Genomic DNA, 18,130 nt, shown 5'->3' with positions numbered 1-18,130 from the left:
GTCTTGGGTCATGCCCCGCGTTACGTCAAGTCCACAGCCGCACCGCAGCACATATTTACATCGCAATGCAGAAAAAACGCCCTAAAGTCGCATGCTGCAACTGCAGAATATCCTTGCAGACCCTCACGCAATTTCCTAACCAATCAAACAAGACAAACGTAATTTCATTACCGAGAGGAATCGAGATGTCCTTCCGTATCCAGCCTGCTGCTCCAGCTCGCCCGAACCGTTGCCAGTTGTTTGGCCCCGCATCGAACACCAAACTTTTTGCAAAAATGGCTGCCAGCGCCGCAGACGTAATCAACATCGACCTCGAAGATTCCGTTGCTCCGACCGACAAAGATATGGCGCGAGCCAATGCGATCGAGGCCATCAACACCGTTGAATGGGGCAACAAATACCTCTCCGTCCGTATCAACGGCTTGGACACACCGTACTGGTATCGCGATGTGGTCGACCTGTTGGAACAAGCTGGCGACCGCCTAGACCAGATCATGATCCCCAAGGTTGGCTGCGCCGAAGACGTTTACGCGGTGGATGCACTGGTAACCGCCATCGAACGCGCAAAAGGCCGCACCAAGCCGATCTCGTTCGAGGTGATTATCGAATCCGCTGCTGGCATCGCCCATGTTGAGGCCATCGCGGCCTCCTCGCCGCGTATGCAGGCAATCAGCCTTGGCGCAGCGGACTTTGCTGCCTCGATGGGCATGCAGACCACGGGCATCGGCGGCACTCAGGAAGACTACTACATGCTCCGCGACGGTGCGAAATACTGGTCGGACCCGTGGCACTGGGCCCAGACCGCCATCGTCGCCGCCTGCCGCACCCATGGCCTGTTGCCTGTTGACGGCCCGTTCGGCGATTTCTCGGATGACGAAGGCTATATCGCGCAGTCCAAGCGCTCGGCGACGCTCGGCATGGTCGGTAAATGGGCGATCCACCCGAAACAGATCGCACTGGCCAACGAGGTCTTCACTCCGTCTGAAGCCAAAGTGACCGAAGCCCGCGAAATCCTCGCGGCTATGGAAGAGGCTAAAGCCCGCGGCGAAGGCGCGACAGTCTACAAAGGCCGTCTGGTCGACATCGCGTCGATCAAACAAGCCGAAGTCATTGTCCGTCAGTCCGAGATGATTTCGGGCAGCTAAGGCAGACCTACAAAATGCAAACGGCCGGCTCTGATGAAGCCGGCCGTTTTTGTTTGAACTTTGCGGCGATTAGTAGTCGCGCATGAACACCACACCAAAAGCGCAGAGTTTCGCACAATCGCTTGCATCGTGTCCGAGGTTTTCAATCGCGACTGACATAGCAGACGCTGGCCCTTCGAAGCGGGGGTCATCACACTCCATGTCTTGCGGATATTCGCCATTATCGTCACCAAAATCGACCGCCGCGCAATTGGTCATGGCCTTCGCGTCATTGTAATCCCACAGCTTTACGTCACCGTTCAGATACGCCACCGAACAATCGGTCGCATCGGCGCCGAGGTAGGTCCAGCTCACGCTACTAGCCATCGCTGATCCATAGAACCGACGGTCGTCGCATTCGCCATCCATCGACCATTCGCCGCTATCATCGCCAAAGTTGATACCATCGACGATCACGGGTTCCGGCGCGGTGACGTGTCCGCCCTTCACGCCTGCTTGTGCAGAAGCCGACAGCGCAATCGTACCTGCGTTAAACGCGGCCTCGCAGTCACTCGCGTCGTGCATGATGTCCGAGTCCAAAAGTGGAGTTGTCGTCATCCCCTTACCCTGGAACCGAGGGTCATCACATTCGCCATCATTCGACCACTGGCTGGCATCATCTCCAAAGTTGATGGTCTGCGCGGCCAGAGGGCTCGCGGCCAAAAGTGCAATCGCTGCTGCTAAAACTACTCGCATGAGAATCTCCAAAATCAATCAACTCACCTTTGCAAATGCCCGTGCTCGGCGCAACAAACAGCCTCAACACGACAAGGCGAGTTGCAAAGCACCGCCATGCGGCCTTATATCCAGACGAAACGCAACGTCCCGAGAGGCAAGAGATGACGATTTACCTCGAGTTCGAAAAACCCCTCGCCGAGATTGAGGGCAAAGTCGAAGAATTGCGCGCCCTTGCCCGTGCAAATCCAGAGATGGACGTCGAAAAAGAAGCTGCGGGCCTTCAAAAAAAGGCCGAAGACATGCTGAGCCAGCTGTATGGCTCGCTGACACCTTGGCGTAAATGTCAGGTCGCCCGCCATGCGGAACGCCCGCATTGCCGCGATTATATTGAGACGCTTTTCACCGATTACACCCCGCTGGCGGGTGACCGTAACTTTGCCGAAGACAATGCTGTTTTGGGTGGTCTCGCGCGCATCAACGGTCGTTCGGTGATGGTGATCGGTCATGAAAAAGGTAGCGACACCAAGAGCCGCATTGAACACAATTTCGGCATGGCACGCCCCGAAGGATATCGCAAAGCGATCCGTCTTATGGACCTTGCCGACCGTTTTGGCATTCCGGTGATCACGCTCGTCGACACCCCAGGCGCTTACCCTGGCAAAGGTGCCGAAGAGCGCGGCCAGTCCGAAGCTATCGCCCGTTCAACCGAAAAGTGCCTGTCGCTCAAAGTTCCGCTGATCTCTGTCGTGATCGGCGAGGGCGGTTCTGGCGGTGCTGTCGCCTTCGCGACGGCAAACCGTGTCGCGATGCTCGAACACTCGATCTATTCGGTGATTTCGCCCGAGGGCTGCGCATCAATCCTGTGGAAAGACGCCGAAAAAATGCGCGAAGCTGCGGAGGCCCTGCGTTTGACCGCCCAAGACCTGAACGAACTCGGCATCATTGATAAAATCATCAAAGAGCCGCTTGGTGGCGCGCATCGCGATCCAAAAACCGCGATCAAAGCTGTCGGGGCTGCAATCGAAAAAATGCTCGACGATCTTTCTGGTCAGACGGGCGAAGAAGTCCGCAACAATCGTCGCAAGAAATTCCTTGCAATGGGCGCCAAAGGATTGGCCGCCTAATCAGCGTGACTGCGATATCGGTCCGAAAAAGCAGCGTGGGAAACCATGCTGCCTTTTTCGTTTAGGACAAGTCAAAGGTCTCAAAGACTTCAATCGGATCTGCCAGTTTATGCAAGGCAGACCAAAGGAACGGATCGGTATCGTCAGCATCGAACCTGACCGATTTTGCGCCGATCTCATGGGCTTTGGCGCGGCACCATCGGATACCTTCTTCGACCTCGGCCTTGTTTCCACCAATCCAGCCCACCTCGCTTACCCCTGCCTTCATACCACGCAAAGAGGCAAAGCCTGATCCGATGAAGGCCGCGGTTCCGTCCTCAATCGCCTCTCCAAATGCACGACGCAGATCTACGGGTCGGGCCGGAGGATTGTCTGAATGACAATCGAGGTAATACTCCCAGTGCGCCTCAAACCACGCAGCCCACCCTGCAGGCTGCACGAGAACCGCATTAGGGCAAAGGTCATGTTGTGGGGGTAATTCGAACACAGCAGTGCGCCGCACAACCTGCCAGTTTTGTGGACCCAGTTCGGACCCTACAGGCAGGATCAACCGCACTCGTTTATAGCCATCAGGAACGCCTAGTTCATCCAGATCATCACCCACCACCAACACATCCTCATCGACAAAAGCCGATTCAGGATGCAGTGGATTTTGAACCAAGCGGATCATTTTTGGCGTTCGTAATATCCAGACTCGACCAGCAATTCTTCTGATCGCGTTTCGACCACATTTTCGAGTTCTTCCATGAAATCGCTCAGGGATTTTCCTGCTGGGATGGTCGGCAAAAATTCGATCACGGCAGTGCCTGGCGTCCGCATAATCCCATGTGCCGGCCAAAACGCACCGACGTTCACCGCAACCGGTACGCAGTCTTGCTTGAGTTCTTTATACAGAATGCCTGCGCCGATTTTATAGGGCAGCTTTTCAGTCGGCGGGACGCGCGTCCCTTGGGCAAAGATGATCAGCTGACCGGGGTTGCCGATCCCAGCAACAACTTGGGCAACCATTTTGCGGATCGCTGCACCACGTTTACCGCGATCCACTGGAACACAACCCATCCGCAGCCCGTAAATCCCGATAACAGGCGTGTAGATCAGTTCTTTTTTCATGATGAATTTGCCACGCGGAAGCGAGGCATAAATCATAATGATGTCTAGGAATGACTGGTGTTTGGCCGCGACGATAACCTCACCCGTTGGTGGCGTGCCACGGACCTCTGTCTTAATGCCAACCATCCAACCCGCGAGCCACATCGTAGACCGACACCACGTATGGGCCGCAGCAAACGCACCCGAACGCGAAACCAACGCCCATGGCAGGAACACAATCCCCACGACCAATAGGTTGAAATAGATCAAACCGAGGAAGATGACGGAACGGACCCACTGGATCGACTGTTTCATGACTGGGTCCTTAGTGTGCGCAGCGCCGCTGCACGGGTTGCAAAAAACGCGACAACCGCCGCAAGCACAGGAATACACAGCGGAGCAAACCACCCGGCCCCTTGAAAACCGAGCCCTGTGAGGAAGCCACCCGCAACTTCGGTGCTGGGCAACAATAAAACGGCCAGCATACCCACGATAGACCCTGCGGCCGCCCCCGCAAAGGCGCGAATAGTAAAGCGACGGACAAAGGCGCCCGCGATATAGAGGTCACGCGCACCAACAAGACGCATCACGCGAATAACTTGCGCATTCGCCGACAATGCCGCCTGAGCGGCCAGCGTGATCATCGCCCCCATCGCTGCTACAATCAGCAAGATAGCCGTCACTGCCAGTAACCGTAGCCGGCCAGCCGCATCAATCAAAGGCTCCCGCCAGCGCGTGTGGTCGTCCAAGATCGCACCTGGCACCTCAGCCTGAAGGCGCGCACGAAGCCCCGTTGGGTCATAGCCTTCACCTTCTTCGATGATTTCGATGAGGCGAGGGATCGGAAGGCTGGCAATCGGGATGTCAGGACCAAACCACGGCTCGAGAAGCTCTTGCTGTTCTTCGGTACTCAATGCACGGGCAGAGGCGACACCTGGTGTGGTTTCCAACAACTTAATCGCGGCGGCCTGTTGAGCATCCAATTGATCTGCGGGCGCCGAAATCCGAAGGGTCGAGGTCCGCGCCAGTTCCGCAGACCAACGGTCAGCCAGACGTCCCGTGGCCAAGGATAGCGCCAAAGCGAACACCGCCAGAAACGCCATAGCACCCGAGGTGAACAAGGTCAGGCGCGCGGTATAGCCCGTCGGCGGCACAGAACGATCCGCAAGCGGATCGCCGGCAAGCATAGCGATAAAACGTCCAAATGCGGTGATCATAGATCGACCCCCGCTGCTTGCAGGCGGCGATTGTTGAGACGCAGAACACGCGATTGCACCTGCGTTTTTGCGGCACGAATAAGGTTCATATCGTGGGTTGCGATCAGCACGGCCTTGCCCATCTTGTTCAGCTCGATCAGCAACCGCAAAAGCCGCTGCGACATTTCCCAATCGATGTTCCCTGTCGGCTCGTCCGCTATGATAACGTCTGGCGAAATGATCACAGCCCGCGCCAAAGCGGCACGCTGGCGTTCACCGCCCGACAGTTCCGGTGGCAATTGTCCAGCCTGATGCGCAAGGCCAACCCAGCGCAGCAGGTCTTCGAGGTAGTCACCTGCTTCCTGCGCACGACCCGCAACCGTAAGCGGCAAGGCGATGTTTTCCGCCACGGGGAGGTGATCCAAGAATTGGCAGTCCTGATGCACGACGCCGATCTTACGTCGCGCCAATGCGACCTCATCGCGCCCCATTTCGCGAGCGTTTTGACCGAACAGGCGCACGTGCCCAGAGGTCGCCCGCAGCTCACCGTAGCAGAGCTTGAGCAAAGTTGTCTTACCCGCACCCGATGGGCCGGTCAAAAATTGGAACGACCCCGGCGCGAGGTTGAGTGAAACGTCTGAAAACAGTTCGCCCCCGCCGTAGGAATAGGCCACACGGTCTAATTCGATCACAGAAAGATCCTTTCACGCCCCCACCGCTGTGTTCTGCCGAAAACACTCGCAGAATTCAATCGCACTTGACGGGCATGGGCGTGCTTTTGCTTTTCCATTTCCTCTCAGATTGTTACTAATACTCGAACAAAGACTTACTGTTCGGACAAACCGGACGGCGGAGATGGTATAATGCGGCTGATCTGCCCCAATTGCGGCGCCCAATACGAAGTCCCAGATGACGTCATTCCGGAGGCGGGACGTGACGTGCAATGTTCGAACTGTGGTTCAACGTGGTTTGAACGACCCGGTGACTCTGACCGCGAAGAAAACGATGCGGTTTTCACGACTGACATCCCCGTCGCGCAGGCCGATTCAGCGCCCGAAGACGTTCAAGAAGACGACGATTTGGTGATGCCCGAGCCAGACTTTGGTCCAGAGCCAGCTCCTGTATTTGGGTCATCGGACGACTACGACGAAGACTATGAGGACGACCTTCCGCCGCCAACACTGTCGCCGCGCCGACCTCGTCGGACCATTGACCCAGAAATCGCCAGCATTCTGCAAGAAGAAGCAGACCGAGCCGAGGAACGCCGTCGGGAGTCGCAGCAAGACCCGATGGAAAGCCAGCCCGATCTGGGTCTCGACGAACCGCCGAGCCCCGAAGCGAAGCGCGCGGAAGAAGCACGACGTCGTATGTCGCTGCTCAAAGGGGAAACTGAGCTTAACGATGCCGGACCACGGAGCGACCGCCTCCCTGACATCGACGAGATCAACTCCACCCTGCGGTCGGCGTCAGAGCGTCCTGACAATGCCGTAGCCCAAACTGCGCAGGTCGTTCGCCGCAAGAGCGGGTTCAAAACAGGTTTCCTTGGCGTACTATTGATCGCGGTTGTAAGCGCTGGCGGCTATGTATTCGCCGATCGCATCGCAGCGATAGTTCCTCAAACTCAGCCCGCCTTAGAAACATACGTTACCTGGGTTGATGGGCAACGGATTGCGCTGGATGAAACTGTGCAGGGTATGCTTGCCAATCTCGGCAACGATTAATCGATCAGAACCGATCTAAAAGCCGCCGCAGATAGTTACGTTCGTCCTCTGGGCGATCCAGTTCTGCTGAACGACGGCGAATTTCGTCCAAGAGTTCACCTGCACGACGATAGATATCTTCACCCTGCAAAAGGTTCTGGTCTGTGCCGGATTGCCCTTCCGTGCCCAGTTGCCGTCCCAATGGGTCACTCTGACGAGGGGCCGCTTGTGCTGTTTGGTCCCCCTGCTGTTGACCTTGCCCGCTTTCATCCCGCTCAGACTGAGCAATCGCGCGCCCAAGTTCGCGCAGCCCTTCGCGTAAGGCATCCATCGCTTCGGCCTGACGGTCGATCGCTTCTGCCATATCACCGCGGCGTAAAGCGTCCTCGGCACGGTCCATCGACCGCTCTGCCTGTTCGATGGCGCGACGCGCTGCTTCGGCTTCATCACCCGACAGGTTCGGCAAATTGCGGCGCTGTTCTTCTAGCATCTGCCGCAAGGCTTCTTGACGGTCAGCTAGGTTCTGCTGACCTGGATCGCCATTCGTACCGTCACCGTCACGCGGGGTTTCACCGGGTCGTTGCTCCGTCTCTTGCTGACCACCGTTGAACTGATCTTGAAGATCGCGGAAGGCATCGTCGGACAGTTGCTGTTGATCGCGAAGAGTTTCGCCCAGATCTTCCATGGATTTCTGACCCGGAGACCGAGGACCGCCCTGCCCTTCGCCTTGGGTCATTTTCATGTTTTCCATGAGTTGATTGAGCTGCTCCATCAGGACCGCAGCTTCGGCCATACGGCCTTCTTCCATCAGCTCTTGGATACGGTCCATGAGGGCGTTCAGTTCGTCCTGCGTAAACTGCATGGTTTCGCCGCCACCATCTGGCTGATCCGTAGAATTCTCATTCGGGTCCATCTGATCGGCAAGCATCTGCATGTAATCGTTGGTTGCGTCGCGAAGCTCGTCCATCAGTTCTTGAATTTCGGCGGCACTCGCACCGTTGCGCATCGCTTCGGCCAAACGATCTTGAGCCCGCTGGAGCCGTTCGCGCGCATCGGCAAGCGCACCCTCTTCGAACTCAATCGCGAGTTCCCACATGAGCGCTGCAACCTCATCGCGCTCTTCATCTGTCAAACCGCCCTCGTATTTCGCTTCGAGCGCTTCAACGACACCGCGCACCATCGGGAAATGCGCCTCGTTTCGAAAGAACCCATCGGGTCGGTTTGAAATCGCACGCAACAACTGCGCGACACGCGGTGCGTTGGCCGTCGACCAGAGCAGATCGCGGCGCTGTTCGATGATCGCGCGGGCGACAGGCTGAAAGAAACGACGCCCCGGTAGAACCATCTGAGTCTCGGCGGACTGTCCTGTCTGCCCCTTTGCGTCTGTCACTTCCAGACGGACCTTCACGGGGAGGTTCGCCATGACTGATTGGCTAAAATTATCAATCAAAGCCTCATCAAAGGCCGCCCTGTCGCCAGTAATCGGGATAGGTAGATCGACGATCAAAGGCGCAATCGGGTCTGGGTCGATCGCTAAGCCATGGCGTCGATCAATCTGTGCTAAGTCAATCGCCACAGTCGCAGACCCACCTGTGACACCATAGTCGTCAGCCGCGCGAAACGGCAGGGTCATTTGGCCTTCGGCATTCGAAAGAGCGGGCCCAGTCAATTCGACCGAAGGCATCCCATCCATCACGATGGAAACGTCCCACGCCTGACCGCCCGATCCATCAATGCGCAAAGCGCCCTGCTGCAGCGCCTCAAACAGCTGATGCTGATCCGACGCAGGCGGCAGTTCGTCAGCACGACGTCCCGACACGGTCTCTGACAAGGTCAACGCGCCAATGTCGCCGTAGAACCGAACGGTAAATCGTGACCCTTCAGGTACTTCGATCCGATCTTCGCCCAGATCAGGTAGATAGAGCGTTGGCTTGCCTGTGTAGGCTGGCGGCTCGATCCAACCCTCCCACGTCGGCCCCGTTGCTGTGGTAGTAGCGGACCCGACGGGCGAGGCCTGAGCCACAGTTCCGACACGTGTGACGGAACCGAACAAGACTCCAACCATCAGGAACAACAGCGCAATATAACGGAGGCCGAACGGGTCAGCTTGGGCCAAACGCAGGTCGGGCGCAACATAACGCGCTGCCTTGGTTCGATCTTGCATCCGCTGCAAGTGAGCCGACCAAACGGCCTCCGACGCTGGATCGCCAGCGCCGACCGCTTGGGCATCGCCAAGCGCGGAAATTGGCCGACCTGGCAAACGCGCATCGACACGGGCAAGAGCCTCAGCCCGCAGCGGCCAGCGGAAACGCCACCACCCGCGCCATGTGAACACGGCAATGCCGATCAGCCCCGCAACCGCTATGGTCCAGACTAGTTCCAATGGCATGTCATCGTGAACGCCCAGCAAAAGCGGCGCGAGCATGAAGAACAGGATCGTCCAAACGGGCCAAAATGCACGCACCAAACGCTCGGCCACGATCCCCGCAAAGGTTGCGAGGATTGGAAACCGTAGATGCGGCAAGCTATCGGTCACGTCGGCCAGCTGTTCACTCCTATGTGTCGTGCCCTGACCTTAACGTGCTCAGAGCCACTCGGGAACGATATCGCGGGCAATCATCTCTTCATAGGTGGGACGTCGGCGGATAACCGCAAATTTATCACCCTGAACGAGCACTTCGGGCACCAAGGGGCGCGAGTTGTATTCGCTCGCCATCACAGCGCCATATGCCCCAGCAGATCGGAAGGACACTAGATCGCCAGCCGTCAGCGGTGGCAGGTTCCGCCCTTTGGCAAAGGTATCGCCCGTCTCACAGATACCGCCGACCACGTCATAGGTTTCTGGCTCAACACCCGGTTCAGCCTCGATCACTGGGTCGATGTCGTGGTGCGCATCATACATCGACGGACGGACGAGATCGTTCATCGCAGCATCAAGGATAAGGAACTTACGGTCCTCACCTTCTTTCACGTAGATCACTTCAGACACAAGCTGACCTGCGTTGCCCGCAATCAGACGACCGGGTTCAATTTCGACCTCACAACCCAAATGGCCAACTTCCTCACGGATCACTTGCCCCAACTCAACAGGCAGTGGGGGCGCCTCATTCGAGCGGGTGTAAGGAATACCCAAGCCACCACCGAGGTCGAGGCGGCGGATGTTGTGACCGTCTTCGCGCAATACTTCGGTCAGCTCAGCAACCTTGCGATAGGCGAGGCGGAACGGCTCAAGATCGGTCAGCTGGCTACCGATGTGCACGTCAATACCAACGACATCGAGACCTTTAAGCTCAGCGGCACGCGCATACACCTCGCGAGCACGACTGATCGGAATGCCGAATTTGTTTTCCTTCTTACCCGTCGCGATTTTCGCATGGGTTTTGGCATCCACGTCAGGGTTCACGCGCACTGTGATCGGCGCGACCTTGCCCAATGACAATGCGACCTCGGACAGGACTTCCATTTCTGGCTCAGATTCGACGTTGAACTGACGAATACCACCTTCCAACGCGATCATCATTTCCTCTCGCGTTTTAGCAACGCCGGAAAAAACGATCTTATCACCCGATACGCCCGCAGCTTTGGCGCGGAGGTATTCCCCAATAGAAACCACGTCGATTCCGGCGCCCGCTTGCCCCAGCATTTTCAGGACAGCGACGTTGGATAACGACTTCATCGCGAAACAAACAAGGTGCTCACCCCACGCAAGCGATTCATCGAACACTTGGAAGTGACGCAGCAGTGTTGCCGCAGAATATACGTAAAACGGTGTTCCAACCTGCGCCGCAATTTCGGTCAGGGGAACGTCTTCGGCGTGCAAAACACCGTCACGATAAATGAAATGATCCATTGCGGCCTCCGGTCTCGGGTCAGGGCGTCATACCAAATCCGCGCAAAACCCCAAGCCCTTATTGCGAATTTACCGCGCGGGCCGAGTGCGCAGAAAAAGGTACAGAGGTAAACCGCAGCTCACCCCAATGCAAAATGTCGCTGGAATGGCGATCAGGGCCGACCAATTTCGGCGGACAGCCGTTTCTGCAATAATCCAGACCGTCAGTGCAATAGCGGCAATGGTCAGGTCCCATGTGAGGCCGACCGTGGATTGATTGACATACCACGCATCAATCAATCCGCTCAGTCCGGTACCCGTCTCTTCCATATAGGCAAGGAAATGGGACATCGGTTTGATGGTGCCCCAAATCGCCAGCGCGAGATAAAGAAGACGGAGGAATGACATTAGCAGTTCACATTAATTTGGACGGTTTCATTCGCGCCGCCCACCTGACAATTCCGAACAACTTGACCTTGTTCGTTCACATTGAACCCAAGGTTCGCTATGGGTCGCAGCGGAAATCCATCCGCGCCACATCCCGACAAAACTAAAACCGCCAAAACGACCGCTTTTTTCACGAAAGAGCCTCTTTCCAAAGCGCAATTTGTTCGCGCACACGCACCGGCGAGGTGCCGCCATAACTTTGACGTGACATGACCGATGCTTCGACGGTCAGCACACCAAAGACGCCATCTGTAATACCCTGATGCACGCTCTGCATGTCGGCAAGGCTAAGATCAGGGAGATCACATCCTTTTTTCTCAGCCATCGCGACCAGAGCACCCGTCACGTGGTGCGCATCACGGAATGGAAGGTTCAGCTCACGCACCAACCAGTCCGCCAAATCTGTTGCAGTCGAGAAACCACTCGCCGCAGCCGCGCGCAGATTGTCTTTCATCGGAGTCATGGTTTCGACCATGCCCGTCATCGCAGCAATCGCCAGCATGAGGTTATCCGCCGCGTCAAAGACTTGCTCTTTATCTTCTTGCATGTCCTTCGAATAGGTCAGCGGCAAGCCCTTCATCACGGTCATCAGCGCAACGTTCGCACCAAAGATTCGGCCAATTTTTGCACGGATCAACTCTGCCGCATCTGGGTTCTTCTTCTGCGGCATGATCGACGAACCCGTCGACCATTGATCGGACATCGACACAAAGCGGAACTGGGCCGAGGACCAGATCACCAGTTCTTCGGCGAAACGGGAAAGGTGCATCGCACAGATCGACGCCGCAGCGAGGAATTCGAGCGCAAAGTCACGATCCGATGTCGAATCGAGGCTATTTGCCGTCGGACGATCAAAGCGCAGTGCCCCTGCCGTCATATGGCGATCAATCGGGAAACCTGTGCCTGCAAGAGCCGCCGCACCCAACGGGCTTTCATTCATCCGCTTGCGCGCATCAGCGAAACGCGAACGGTCACGGTTCAGCATTTCAACATAGGCCAGCATATGATGGCCCCATGTCACAGGCTGCGCGACCTGAAGGTGGGTAAAGCCCGGCATGACCCAGTCAGCGCCAGCTTCAGCCTGACCGAGCAGGGCTTTCATCAACGCATCAATCGCACCATCAACCGCGTCGCATTGGTCACGGACCCACAGGCGGAAATCGACGGCAACCTGATCGTTACGGCTGCGTGCCGTGTGCAGACGGCCTGCAGGCTCACCTACGATTTCTTTCAGACGCGCTTCGACGTTCATGTGAATGTCTTCGAGCGATTTTGAAAATGCGAAGTTTCCGCTTTCGATCTCTGACAAAACGGTGAGCAGGCCTTCACGAATGGCCTCTGCATCTTTATCGGTAATGATACCAGTCGCGGCGAGCATCGCAGCGTGGGCGCGGGATCCTTCGATATCCTGCTGGGCGAGGCGCTTGTCAAAATCGATCGAGGCGTTAATTGCCTCCATGATGGCGTCCGGTCCGGCGGAAAAACGTCCGCCCCACATCGCGTTCGAAGTCTTGGTCATATTGGAGGCCCCATGCGGAAACTTGTGTCAGCGTTGCTTTATACGGCGTTTGCCTGCGTTGCAAATGCAGCCCTCGCCGAAGACAGCGTTTCGGACAAATTGATCTGGCACGATAGCCCCATGCAAAGCTCAGATGCGAGTTTTGTGACCGAAGACGGCGCGGAAACAACGTTGGAGCCTTATCGTGGAAAGGTACTGCTCGTGAACTTCTGGGCCACGTGGTGCATTCCCTGCCGCGAAGAGATGCCAGCGTTGTCAGCCCTCCAAGACGAACTGGGCGGCGAAACGTTCGAGGTCCTGACCATAGCGACGGGCCGCAATCCCGCGCCCGCCATCGACCGATTCTTTGAAGAGATCGGGGTCACGAACCTGCCAAAACACAACGACGCCAACATGCGGTTTGCACGCTCCATGATGGTCGCAGGACTGCCTGTGACGGTTCTGATCAATCGGGACGGTCAGGAAATCGCGCGTCTTACAGGTGGCGCGGATTGGCACAGTACTGAGGCGGTCGAGCTGATCAAAGGCGTGATTGCGCAGTAATCAAGCGTGCCCAGCGATCGACGAAAGCGTGATCGGATCGATCCCTAATTGTTTGAGCGCGGCAGTCCATTTCAGTTCGTGGGCGCGGCCGAACAAAATGTCGTCCTTTGGATCGCATGTAAGCCAACCATTGTGGGCAATTTCTGCTTCCAACTGCCCTGGCCCCCAGCCCGCATAACCCAAAGCCAGCAGTGACATCGACGGGCCACCACCGCTCGCCAAATCGCGTAGAACATCTGTCGTCGCCGTCATCGACGTATGGCCATCCACCTCAAGCGTGCCCGTCTCTGACGCGTAGTCCGACGAATGAAGGACAAACCCACGACCGTGTTCTACAGGACCGCCAAAATGGACGCGAATGTCGCGCACACTATCGCCCGTCGGAATTTCGAGCTGCGACAGCAGATCACGGAACCGAATGTCTGGCGCAGGTTTATTGACGATCAGGCCCATCGCCCCCTCATCAGAATGCGCACACATATATATTACCGCGTGTTCGAAACGCGGATCGCCCATGTCGGGCATCGCAATCAGGAGCTTTCCCGACAAATTGGTAGATGCAAAATCCATAAGGGAATGATGGGTCGCGAATTAGGCAGGTTCAAGCCCTCTGCTACAAGGACTCGCCTGATCGTGACTTCCCATTACACACATTGTCCGTAATTTAGGCTCAATGAGAGTCGCAGCAGCCATCATCGCGTTATTCGGAATTTCCTCCCCTGCCTTTGCCGAGGCGCCGCAGGGCGTGGCCACCATTGATATTATCCCCGGTTGGCAGACGCCATCCGGAACGCGGATGGTTGGGTTGAAGATCACATTGGCCGACGGTTGGAAAACCTATTGGCGGGCACCCGGTGACGCGGGCATCCCACCGCAGTTCGAATGGACCGGCTCAGAAAATATCTCCGGCGCCGCCTTCCATTGGCCCACACCCGAACTTTTCGATACGAACGGCGCGGTGACAATCGGATATCACGGGACCGTGGTGATCCCGATCGAACTCACGGGAGATGGAGATACCATGTACCTCAGTGGCGAGATTGATATGGGTGTCTGCAATGACATCTGCGTGCCTGTGTCCCTGAACTTTGACGCTCTATTAGCCGATAAGGGCGGACCAAACGCCGCCATTGCGGGTGCGCTCATCGACCAACCCATGACGGCAGATCGCGCGAACGTTTCAAAGGTTCAATGCTCAGCAGTGCCTATTCGTGACGGCCTCCGCCTGACGGCTTCAATCGAAATGCCCACTTTCGATGACAACGAGTTCGTCGTGGTTGAAGCACCGGGCGCGTGGGTTTCAGAATCCCACAGCACCCGCGATGGCGGTGTCCTAACAGCGACCGTGGATGTGGTGCCGATGGTCCAAGGATACATGCTCGACCGATCCCAAATTCGGCTAACCGTATTGGGCGCAGGTCGTGCCGTCGATATTCAGGGCTGTACGGGTTAAGCCCGCCGTGCACGCCCGATCATAATCCCCGACACCGCATAAATGGCGAGCGTCCCAACAGCCAAGACACCTGCATAAACCGCAAAGGCAGCGCCCAGACTTGCAGGCAACGCAACAATCAATGGTGCGCCAGATACGATCAGGGGCAGCACTACCACGCCAAAGGCCGCGACCATTGCAACGAGGGCGACACCGACGGGCACACGAATAGAGTTTGCTCGCGCAACTGCGCCCCGACGTGCCGCAGTGAACAGCCCTCCGATATCGGCCTGAACGGCAATAAGCGACGGCACAACGACCAACACCATCACCATACCAAAGGACAGGCCATAGACGAGCGTCACGACCGTCGGCTTTAGGAACTCTGCCTGACTGGAGCCTTCGTACAGGAGCGGCAATAGGCCCAAAACCGTCGTCGCTGTCGTCAGCATTACAGCTCGCAAACGGTCAGCCGTCCCGTCAATAATCGCAGGGATCAAACCGCGTTCTTTGGCGTAGTCGTCGATGGTCGTGACCAGAACAATCGAGTCGTTGATTACGATACCGACCATTCCCAAAAGCCCCACTACGGTGAACATGCTCATCGGGATGCCCCATGCATTGTGGCCGTAAATCGTGCCCACCAAAGCAAAGGGAATAATCGACATCACAACGAGCGGGCGTGTCCAGCTCGCGAAAATCCACGCAAGCGTCAGGTAAATTCCGACAAGGATAAAGGCCAAGCCCGCCTTTGCATCGTCCAGAAACGCGTTTTCCTGTTCGCTCAATCCGCCCAGATCAGTCGACACGCCGTAGCGGCTCTCTAAATCCGGAAGGATATCTTCGTTGATCGAAAGTTTGACCTCAGCCGCGCGATCCGCGTCTTCGTCATCCAGATCACCCGTCACAGAAATGAGCATGATGCCATTTTCACGCCGCACGGTGCTAAACCCAGTTTCCCGTTCGACCGTCACAATGTCAGCCAGCGGCACATAGACCCCAGCAGTCGACCGCAGCAACATACGATCGAGGAAGTCCGCAGTGAGTTCTTCTTCGGGGATTTCAACGCGGATCGATGCGCTACGGGTGCCGTCTGGATAAGTCGCTGCCTCAACCCCTGCAAGCCGGCGGCGCAGTTCGGTCCCGAGCGTATCAATCGTAAAGCCCAGTGCCTGACCCTGCGGCGTCAATTCAAGGATCAACTCTTCCTTATCGTAGGACAGCGAGTCTTCGAGCCCTGATATCTCTGGGAAACGCGCAAGCTCAGTTTTTAAAGCTTCCGCCGCCGCCTTCAGCATATCTGCATCCGCGCCATAAATCTGCACCTCAAGCGAGTTACCACCAGGCCCGGCGCCCCACGACCGGAACGAGAGCGTTTCGGTCATCGGCGTTTGAACGACTTCTTGCTGAACAGCCGATACAAATGCACTCGAGGATATTGACCGAAGGTCGGCATCGATTAGCTCAATCGTAATCGCACCGAGCTGATAGCTCTCTTTGGTATCTGCACCAGACAATCCACGGCCCGAATTACCGCCAATCTGCGTCACAACATAGTTCACCGGATTGACGCCATCCTCGGCCTCATAACGCGCAGCCACGACATTGGTCGCACGCTCCAACTCATCGAGCATCGCCAGAGTATCTTGGCGCGTTGCGGCAGGCAGCATGGCGATATTGCCACTGACCTGACCTTGCTCTGGCGACGAGAAGAAACGCCACTGAACATCCCCGCGGATAAAAAGCGATACTTGGCCAGCGAGGATCACCAATGCACCCGCCAACACTGCGTATCGTGCCTTAACGATCAGAGACATCAACGGGCGGAAAACCCGATCTCGCACCCAGCCAAAGCCACGGTTCACGACCCGCGATGGGGCGTCATACCAATGCTGCCTTAACGCTGTGCCGACTGAATGGGACAAGTGGTTCGGCAGGATCACAAAGCATTCAACCAAGCTCGCCGTGAGCACAACGATCACGGTAAACGGGATGTCCGCAATCATGTTCCCAAAACGGCCGCCAATCACTAAGAGCCCGAAGAACGCGATGTTCGTTGTAATGGTAGCCGAAAACACCGGACTGAACATACGACGCGCCGCGTTCTCTGCGGCCACCGCCCCCGTTTCGCCCAACCGTCGGGCCCGAAAATCTGCGTGTTCGCCCACAACAATTGCGTCATCTACCACGATGCCCAAGGTGATGATCAGCGCAAAGAGCGAAATCATATTGATCGTGATGCCAGACATATACATCAGCGAAATCGCGGCGAGCATTGAGACGGGGATGCCCATCGCCACCCAAACCGCCGTGCGTGCGTTCAGGAATAAAAACAACAGCAGAAGCACTAGGGCCAAGCCCTGCGCACCGTTCTCCATCAGGATATTCAAGCGGCCCGTTATCATTTCAGCACGGGTGTTGATTAGATCGACGCTCACGCCTTCGGGCAAGGTCGACCGCATCTCGGCAGCGACTTCTTCGACAGAGCGCTGCAGGCCGATGGCGTCGCCAGATGCCGACCGCACGACCGCGATTTGAACCGCAGGATTTTCACCAACGAAATAGGCGCGGTCGCGATCTGGGCCTTCGACCGTGATCGTCGCAACATCGCCGATGGTGAGTTCTGAATTGTCGTCATTCGTGCGCAGAACGATGGCCGATAGGGCGTCTGCACTGCGTTTTTCGGTGCCTGCCCGAACGCGCGATGCACCGCCGATATCGCCCACCGGATCGGCATTGACCTCAGCCGCAATCGCAGCAGCTATTTCACTGATCGTCACATCGTGCTGGATCAAAGACAGCGATGTCACTTCGATCAACGTCTCAGGCGCCGCGACTCCTCGGATCGTGGTCCGTGTCACACCTGCAGCAAAGAGACGTGCCACCATCTCATCCGCAAAGCGTGAAAGTTGGTCGACGCCCACAGGCCCGGTGATGATCACATCGCTCACACCATCCGACCAGCCTGCGCGGCGGATCACAGGGTCATCGGCCTCTTCAGGCAAAGAGCTAATCGCGCTTAACGCGGCATCAATATCTTTCTCAGCCTGATCGAGGTCATAATCAGTCTCAAACTCCAGATCGATCCGTGCAGACCCTTCGGAGGACCGGCTTTCGCTCGACGTAACGCCTTCAACACCGAGGAGAACGGGTTCGAGAACCTGAACCACGGCCCGATCAACATCTTCGGCCCCTGCTCCATCCCACGCCACACTGACGCGGATGGTTTCCGAGACGACATCCGGAAAGAACTGGGCCCGCATCTTTGGAAACGCGACAAGTCCCGCGATGACCATAATGACCATCAACAAATTCGCGGCAGTGCGGTGGCGTGTGAAATAGGACAAAATCCCGCCTGCCCCTCGATCTAGAAGCGTGCGCGACATGGC

At 56.8% G+C, this 18,130-nt stretch carries 16 protein-coding genes; 5 read left to right on the top strand and 11 right to left on the bottom strand.

Annotated features, from left to right (window positions below; all coding sequences use genetic code 11):
- Positions 1-185: 185 nt before the first annotated feature.
- Positions 186-1,145: an L-malyl-CoA/beta-methylmalyl-CoA lyase gene (locus BSK21_RS02035; protein WP_067550222.1), complete on the top strand. Its 960-nt coding sequence runs from the start codon at positions 186-188 to the stop codon at positions 1,143-1,145.
- 69 nt (positions 1,146-1,214) lie between these two features.
- Here BSK21_RS02035 and BSK21_RS02030 read toward each other — a convergent pair whose 3' ends face one another.
- The gene (locus BSK21_RS02030) at positions 1,215-1,880 is read right to left on the bottom strand and encodes a hypothetical protein (RefSeq protein ID WP_067550564.1); all 666 of its coding nucleotides are present in this window, start codon (positions 1,878-1,880) and stop codon (positions 1,215-1,217) included.
- Positions 1,881-2,023: 143 nt separating this feature from the next.
- On the opposite strand from BSK21_RS02030, the gene BSK21_RS02025 reads away from it, so the two are divergent.
- On the top strand, positions 2,024-2,986 hold the full coding sequence (locus tag BSK21_RS02025) for an acetyl-CoA carboxylase carboxyltransferase subunit alpha (RefSeq protein ID WP_067550224.1): 963 nt from the start codon (positions 2,024-2,026) through the stop codon (positions 2,984-2,986).
- Positions 2,987-3,047: 61 nt separating this feature from the next.
- Here the strand turns inward: BSK21_RS02025 and BSK21_RS02020 are convergent, their stop codons facing one another.
- The 4 genes from BSK21_RS02020 to BSK21_RS02005 are packed head-to-tail and all read right to left on the bottom strand — an operon-like array spanning position 3,048 to position 5,963.
- The gene (locus BSK21_RS02020) at positions 3,048-3,656 is read right to left on the bottom strand and encodes a hypothetical protein (RefSeq protein WP_067550226.1); all 609 of its coding nucleotides are present in this window, start codon (positions 3,654-3,656) and stop codon (positions 3,048-3,050) included.
- Positions 3,653-4,390, bottom strand: coding sequence for a 1-acyl-sn-glycerol-3-phosphate acyltransferase (locus BSK21_RS02015; protein ID WP_067550228.1), 738 nt, complete (start codon positions 4,388-4,390; stop codon positions 3,653-3,655). Before BSK21_RS02015 ends, BSK21_RS02020 begins: the two co-directional genes overlap by 4 nt.
- A complete protein-coding gene (locus BSK21_RS02010) occupies positions 4,387-5,292 on the bottom strand; it encodes an ABC transporter permease (protein WP_067550230.1) in 906 nt (301 codons plus the stop codon). The genes BSK21_RS02015 and BSK21_RS02010 overlap by 4 nt, the downstream gene beginning before the upstream one ends.
- Positions 5,289-5,963, bottom strand: a complete 675-nt coding sequence (locus BSK21_RS02005; RefSeq protein ID WP_067550232.1) for a cell division ATP-binding protein FtsE — start codon at positions 5,961-5,963, stop codon at positions 5,289-5,291. The genes BSK21_RS02010 and BSK21_RS02005 overlap by 4 nt, the downstream gene beginning before the upstream one ends.
- 171 nt (positions 5,964-6,134) lie before the next feature.
- Here BSK21_RS02005 and BSK21_RS02000 point away from each other — a divergent pair, with 171 nt between their 5' ends.
- Positions 6,135-6,992, top strand: coding sequence for a zinc-ribbon domain-containing protein (locus BSK21_RS02000; RefSeq protein WP_067550235.1), 858 nt, complete (start codon positions 6,135-6,137; stop codon positions 6,990-6,992).
- A gap of 4 nt (positions 6,993-6,996) precedes the next feature.
- Here the strand turns inward: BSK21_RS02000 and BSK21_RS01995 are convergent, their stop codons facing one another.
- From BSK21_RS01995 to argH, 4 genes are all read right to left on the bottom strand, one after another.
- Positions 6,997-9,507 (bottom strand): TIGR02302 family protein, encoded by a 2,511-nt coding sequence (locus BSK21_RS01995; protein WP_231924791.1) that lies wholly within the window; start codon positions 9,505-9,507, stop codon positions 6,997-6,999.
- A 48-nt stretch (positions 9,508-9,555) separates the two neighbouring features.
- Positions 9,556-10,821, bottom strand: coding sequence for a diaminopimelate decarboxylase (gene lysA, locus BSK21_RS01990; RefSeq protein ID WP_067550237.1), 1,266 nt, complete (start codon positions 10,819-10,821; stop codon positions 9,556-9,558).
- 69 nt (positions 10,822-10,890) lie between these two features.
- Positions 10,891-11,208 carry a DUF2834 domain-containing protein gene (locus BSK21_RS01985; protein ID WP_067550239.1) on the bottom strand — a complete coding sequence of 106 codons (318 nt, stop codon included), beginning with the start codon at positions 11,206-11,208 and terminating at the stop codon, positions 10,891-10,893.
- 169 nt (positions 11,209-11,377) lie between these two features.
- A complete protein-coding gene (gene argH / locus BSK21_RS01980; RefSeq protein ID WP_074038943.1) occupies positions 11,378-12,766 on the bottom strand; it encodes an argininosuccinate lyase in 1,389 nt (462 codons plus the stop codon).
- A gap of 12 nt (positions 12,767-12,778) precedes the next feature.
- Between argH and BSK21_RS01975 the strand changes: the two genes are divergently transcribed.
- Positions 12,779-13,309: a TlpA disulfide reductase family protein gene (locus BSK21_RS01975; protein ID WP_067550241.1), complete on the top strand. Its 531-nt coding sequence runs from the start codon at positions 12,779-12,781 to the stop codon at positions 13,307-13,309.
- Here BSK21_RS01975 and BSK21_RS01970 read toward each other — a convergent pair whose 3' ends face one another.
- The gene (locus tag BSK21_RS01970) at positions 13,310-13,879 is read right to left on the bottom strand and encodes a YqgE/AlgH family protein (RefSeq protein ID WP_067550243.1); all 570 of its coding nucleotides are present in this window, start codon (positions 13,877-13,879) and stop codon (positions 13,310-13,312) included.
- 103 nt (positions 13,880-13,982) lie between these two features.
- On the opposite strand from BSK21_RS01970, the gene BSK21_RS01965 reads away from it, so the two are divergent.
- Positions 13,983-14,762 carry a protein-disulfide reductase DsbD domain-containing protein gene (locus tag BSK21_RS01965; RefSeq protein ID WP_067550245.1) on the top strand — a complete coding sequence of 260 codons (780 nt, stop codon included), beginning with the start codon at positions 13,983-13,985 and terminating at the stop codon, positions 14,760-14,762.
- Here the strand turns inward: BSK21_RS01965 and BSK21_RS01960 are convergent.
- The gene (locus tag BSK21_RS01960; protein WP_067550247.1) at positions 14,759-18,127 is read right to left on the bottom strand and encodes an efflux RND transporter permease subunit; all 3,369 of its coding nucleotides are present in this window, start codon (positions 18,125-18,127) and stop codon (positions 14,759-14,761) included. The two genes, BSK21_RS01965 and BSK21_RS01960, sit on opposite strands and share 4 nt — an antisense overlap.
- Positions 18,128-18,130 lie beyond the last annotated feature (3 nt).

It is taken from the genome of Marivivens sp. JLT3646, from assembly GCF_001908835.1.
GTDB lineage: Bacteria > Pseudomonadota > Alphaproteobacteria > Rhodobacterales > Rhodobacteraceae > Marivivens > Marivivens geojensis.
The sequence above is the reverse complement of the archived record's forward strand: the minus strand, read 5'-3'. Positions and strand labels throughout refer to the sequence as shown.

Excerpts from the sequence above, each read along its gene's own strand:
- BSK21_RS02035 (WP_067550222.1), top strand. The coding sequence starts at position 186 with ATGTCCTTCCGTATCCAGCCTGCTGCTCCAGCTCGCCCGAACCGTTGC.
- BSK21_RS02030 (WP_067550564.1), bottom strand. The coding sequence starts at position 1,880 with ATGCGAGTAGTTTTAGCAGCAGCGATTGCACTTTTGGCCGCGAGCCCT.
- BSK21_RS02025 (WP_067550224.1), top strand. The coding sequence starts at position 2,024 with ATGACGATTTACCTCGAGTTCGAAAAACCCCTCGCCGAGATTGAGGGC.
- BSK21_RS02020 (WP_067550226.1), bottom strand. The coding sequence starts at position 3,656 with ATGATCCGCTTGGTTCAAAATCCACTGCATCCTGAATCGGCTTTTGTC.
- BSK21_RS02015 (WP_067550228.1), bottom strand. The coding sequence starts at position 4,390 with ATGAAACAGTCGATCCAGTGGGTCCGTTCCGTCATCTTCCTCGGTTTG.
- BSK21_RS02010 (WP_067550230.1), bottom strand. The coding sequence starts at position 5,292 with ATGATCACCGCATTTGGACGTTTTATCGCTATGCTTGCCGGCGATCCG.
- BSK21_RS02000 (WP_067550235.1), top strand. The coding sequence starts at position 6,135 with ATGCGGCTGATCTGCCCCAATTGCGGCGCCCAATACGAAGTCCCAGAT.
- lysA (WP_067550237.1), bottom strand. The coding sequence starts at position 10,821 with ATGGATCATTTCATTTATCGTGACGGTGTTTTGCACGCCGAAGACGTT.
- BSK21_RS01985 (WP_067550239.1), bottom strand. The coding sequence starts at position 11,208 with ATGTCATTCCTCCGTCTTCTTTATCTCGCGCTGGCGATTTGGGGCACC.
- argH (WP_074038943.1), bottom strand. The coding sequence starts at position 12,766 with ATGACCAAGACTTCGAACGCGATGTGGGGCGGACGTTTTTCCGCCGGA.
- BSK21_RS01975 (WP_067550241.1), top strand. The coding sequence starts at position 12,779 with ATGCGGAAACTTGTGTCAGCGTTGCTTTATACGGCGTTTGCCTGCGTT.
- BSK21_RS01970 (WP_067550243.1), bottom strand. The coding sequence starts at position 13,879 with ATGGATTTTGCATCTACCAATTTGTCGGGAAAGCTCCTGATTGCGATG.
- BSK21_RS01965 (WP_067550245.1), top strand. The coding sequence starts at position 13,983 with ATGAGAGTCGCAGCAGCCATCATCGCGTTATTCGGAATTTCCTCCCCT.
- BSK21_RS01960 (WP_067550247.1), bottom strand. The coding sequence starts at position 18,127 with ATGTCGCGCACGCTTCTAGATCGAGGGGCAGGCGGGATTTTGTCCTAT.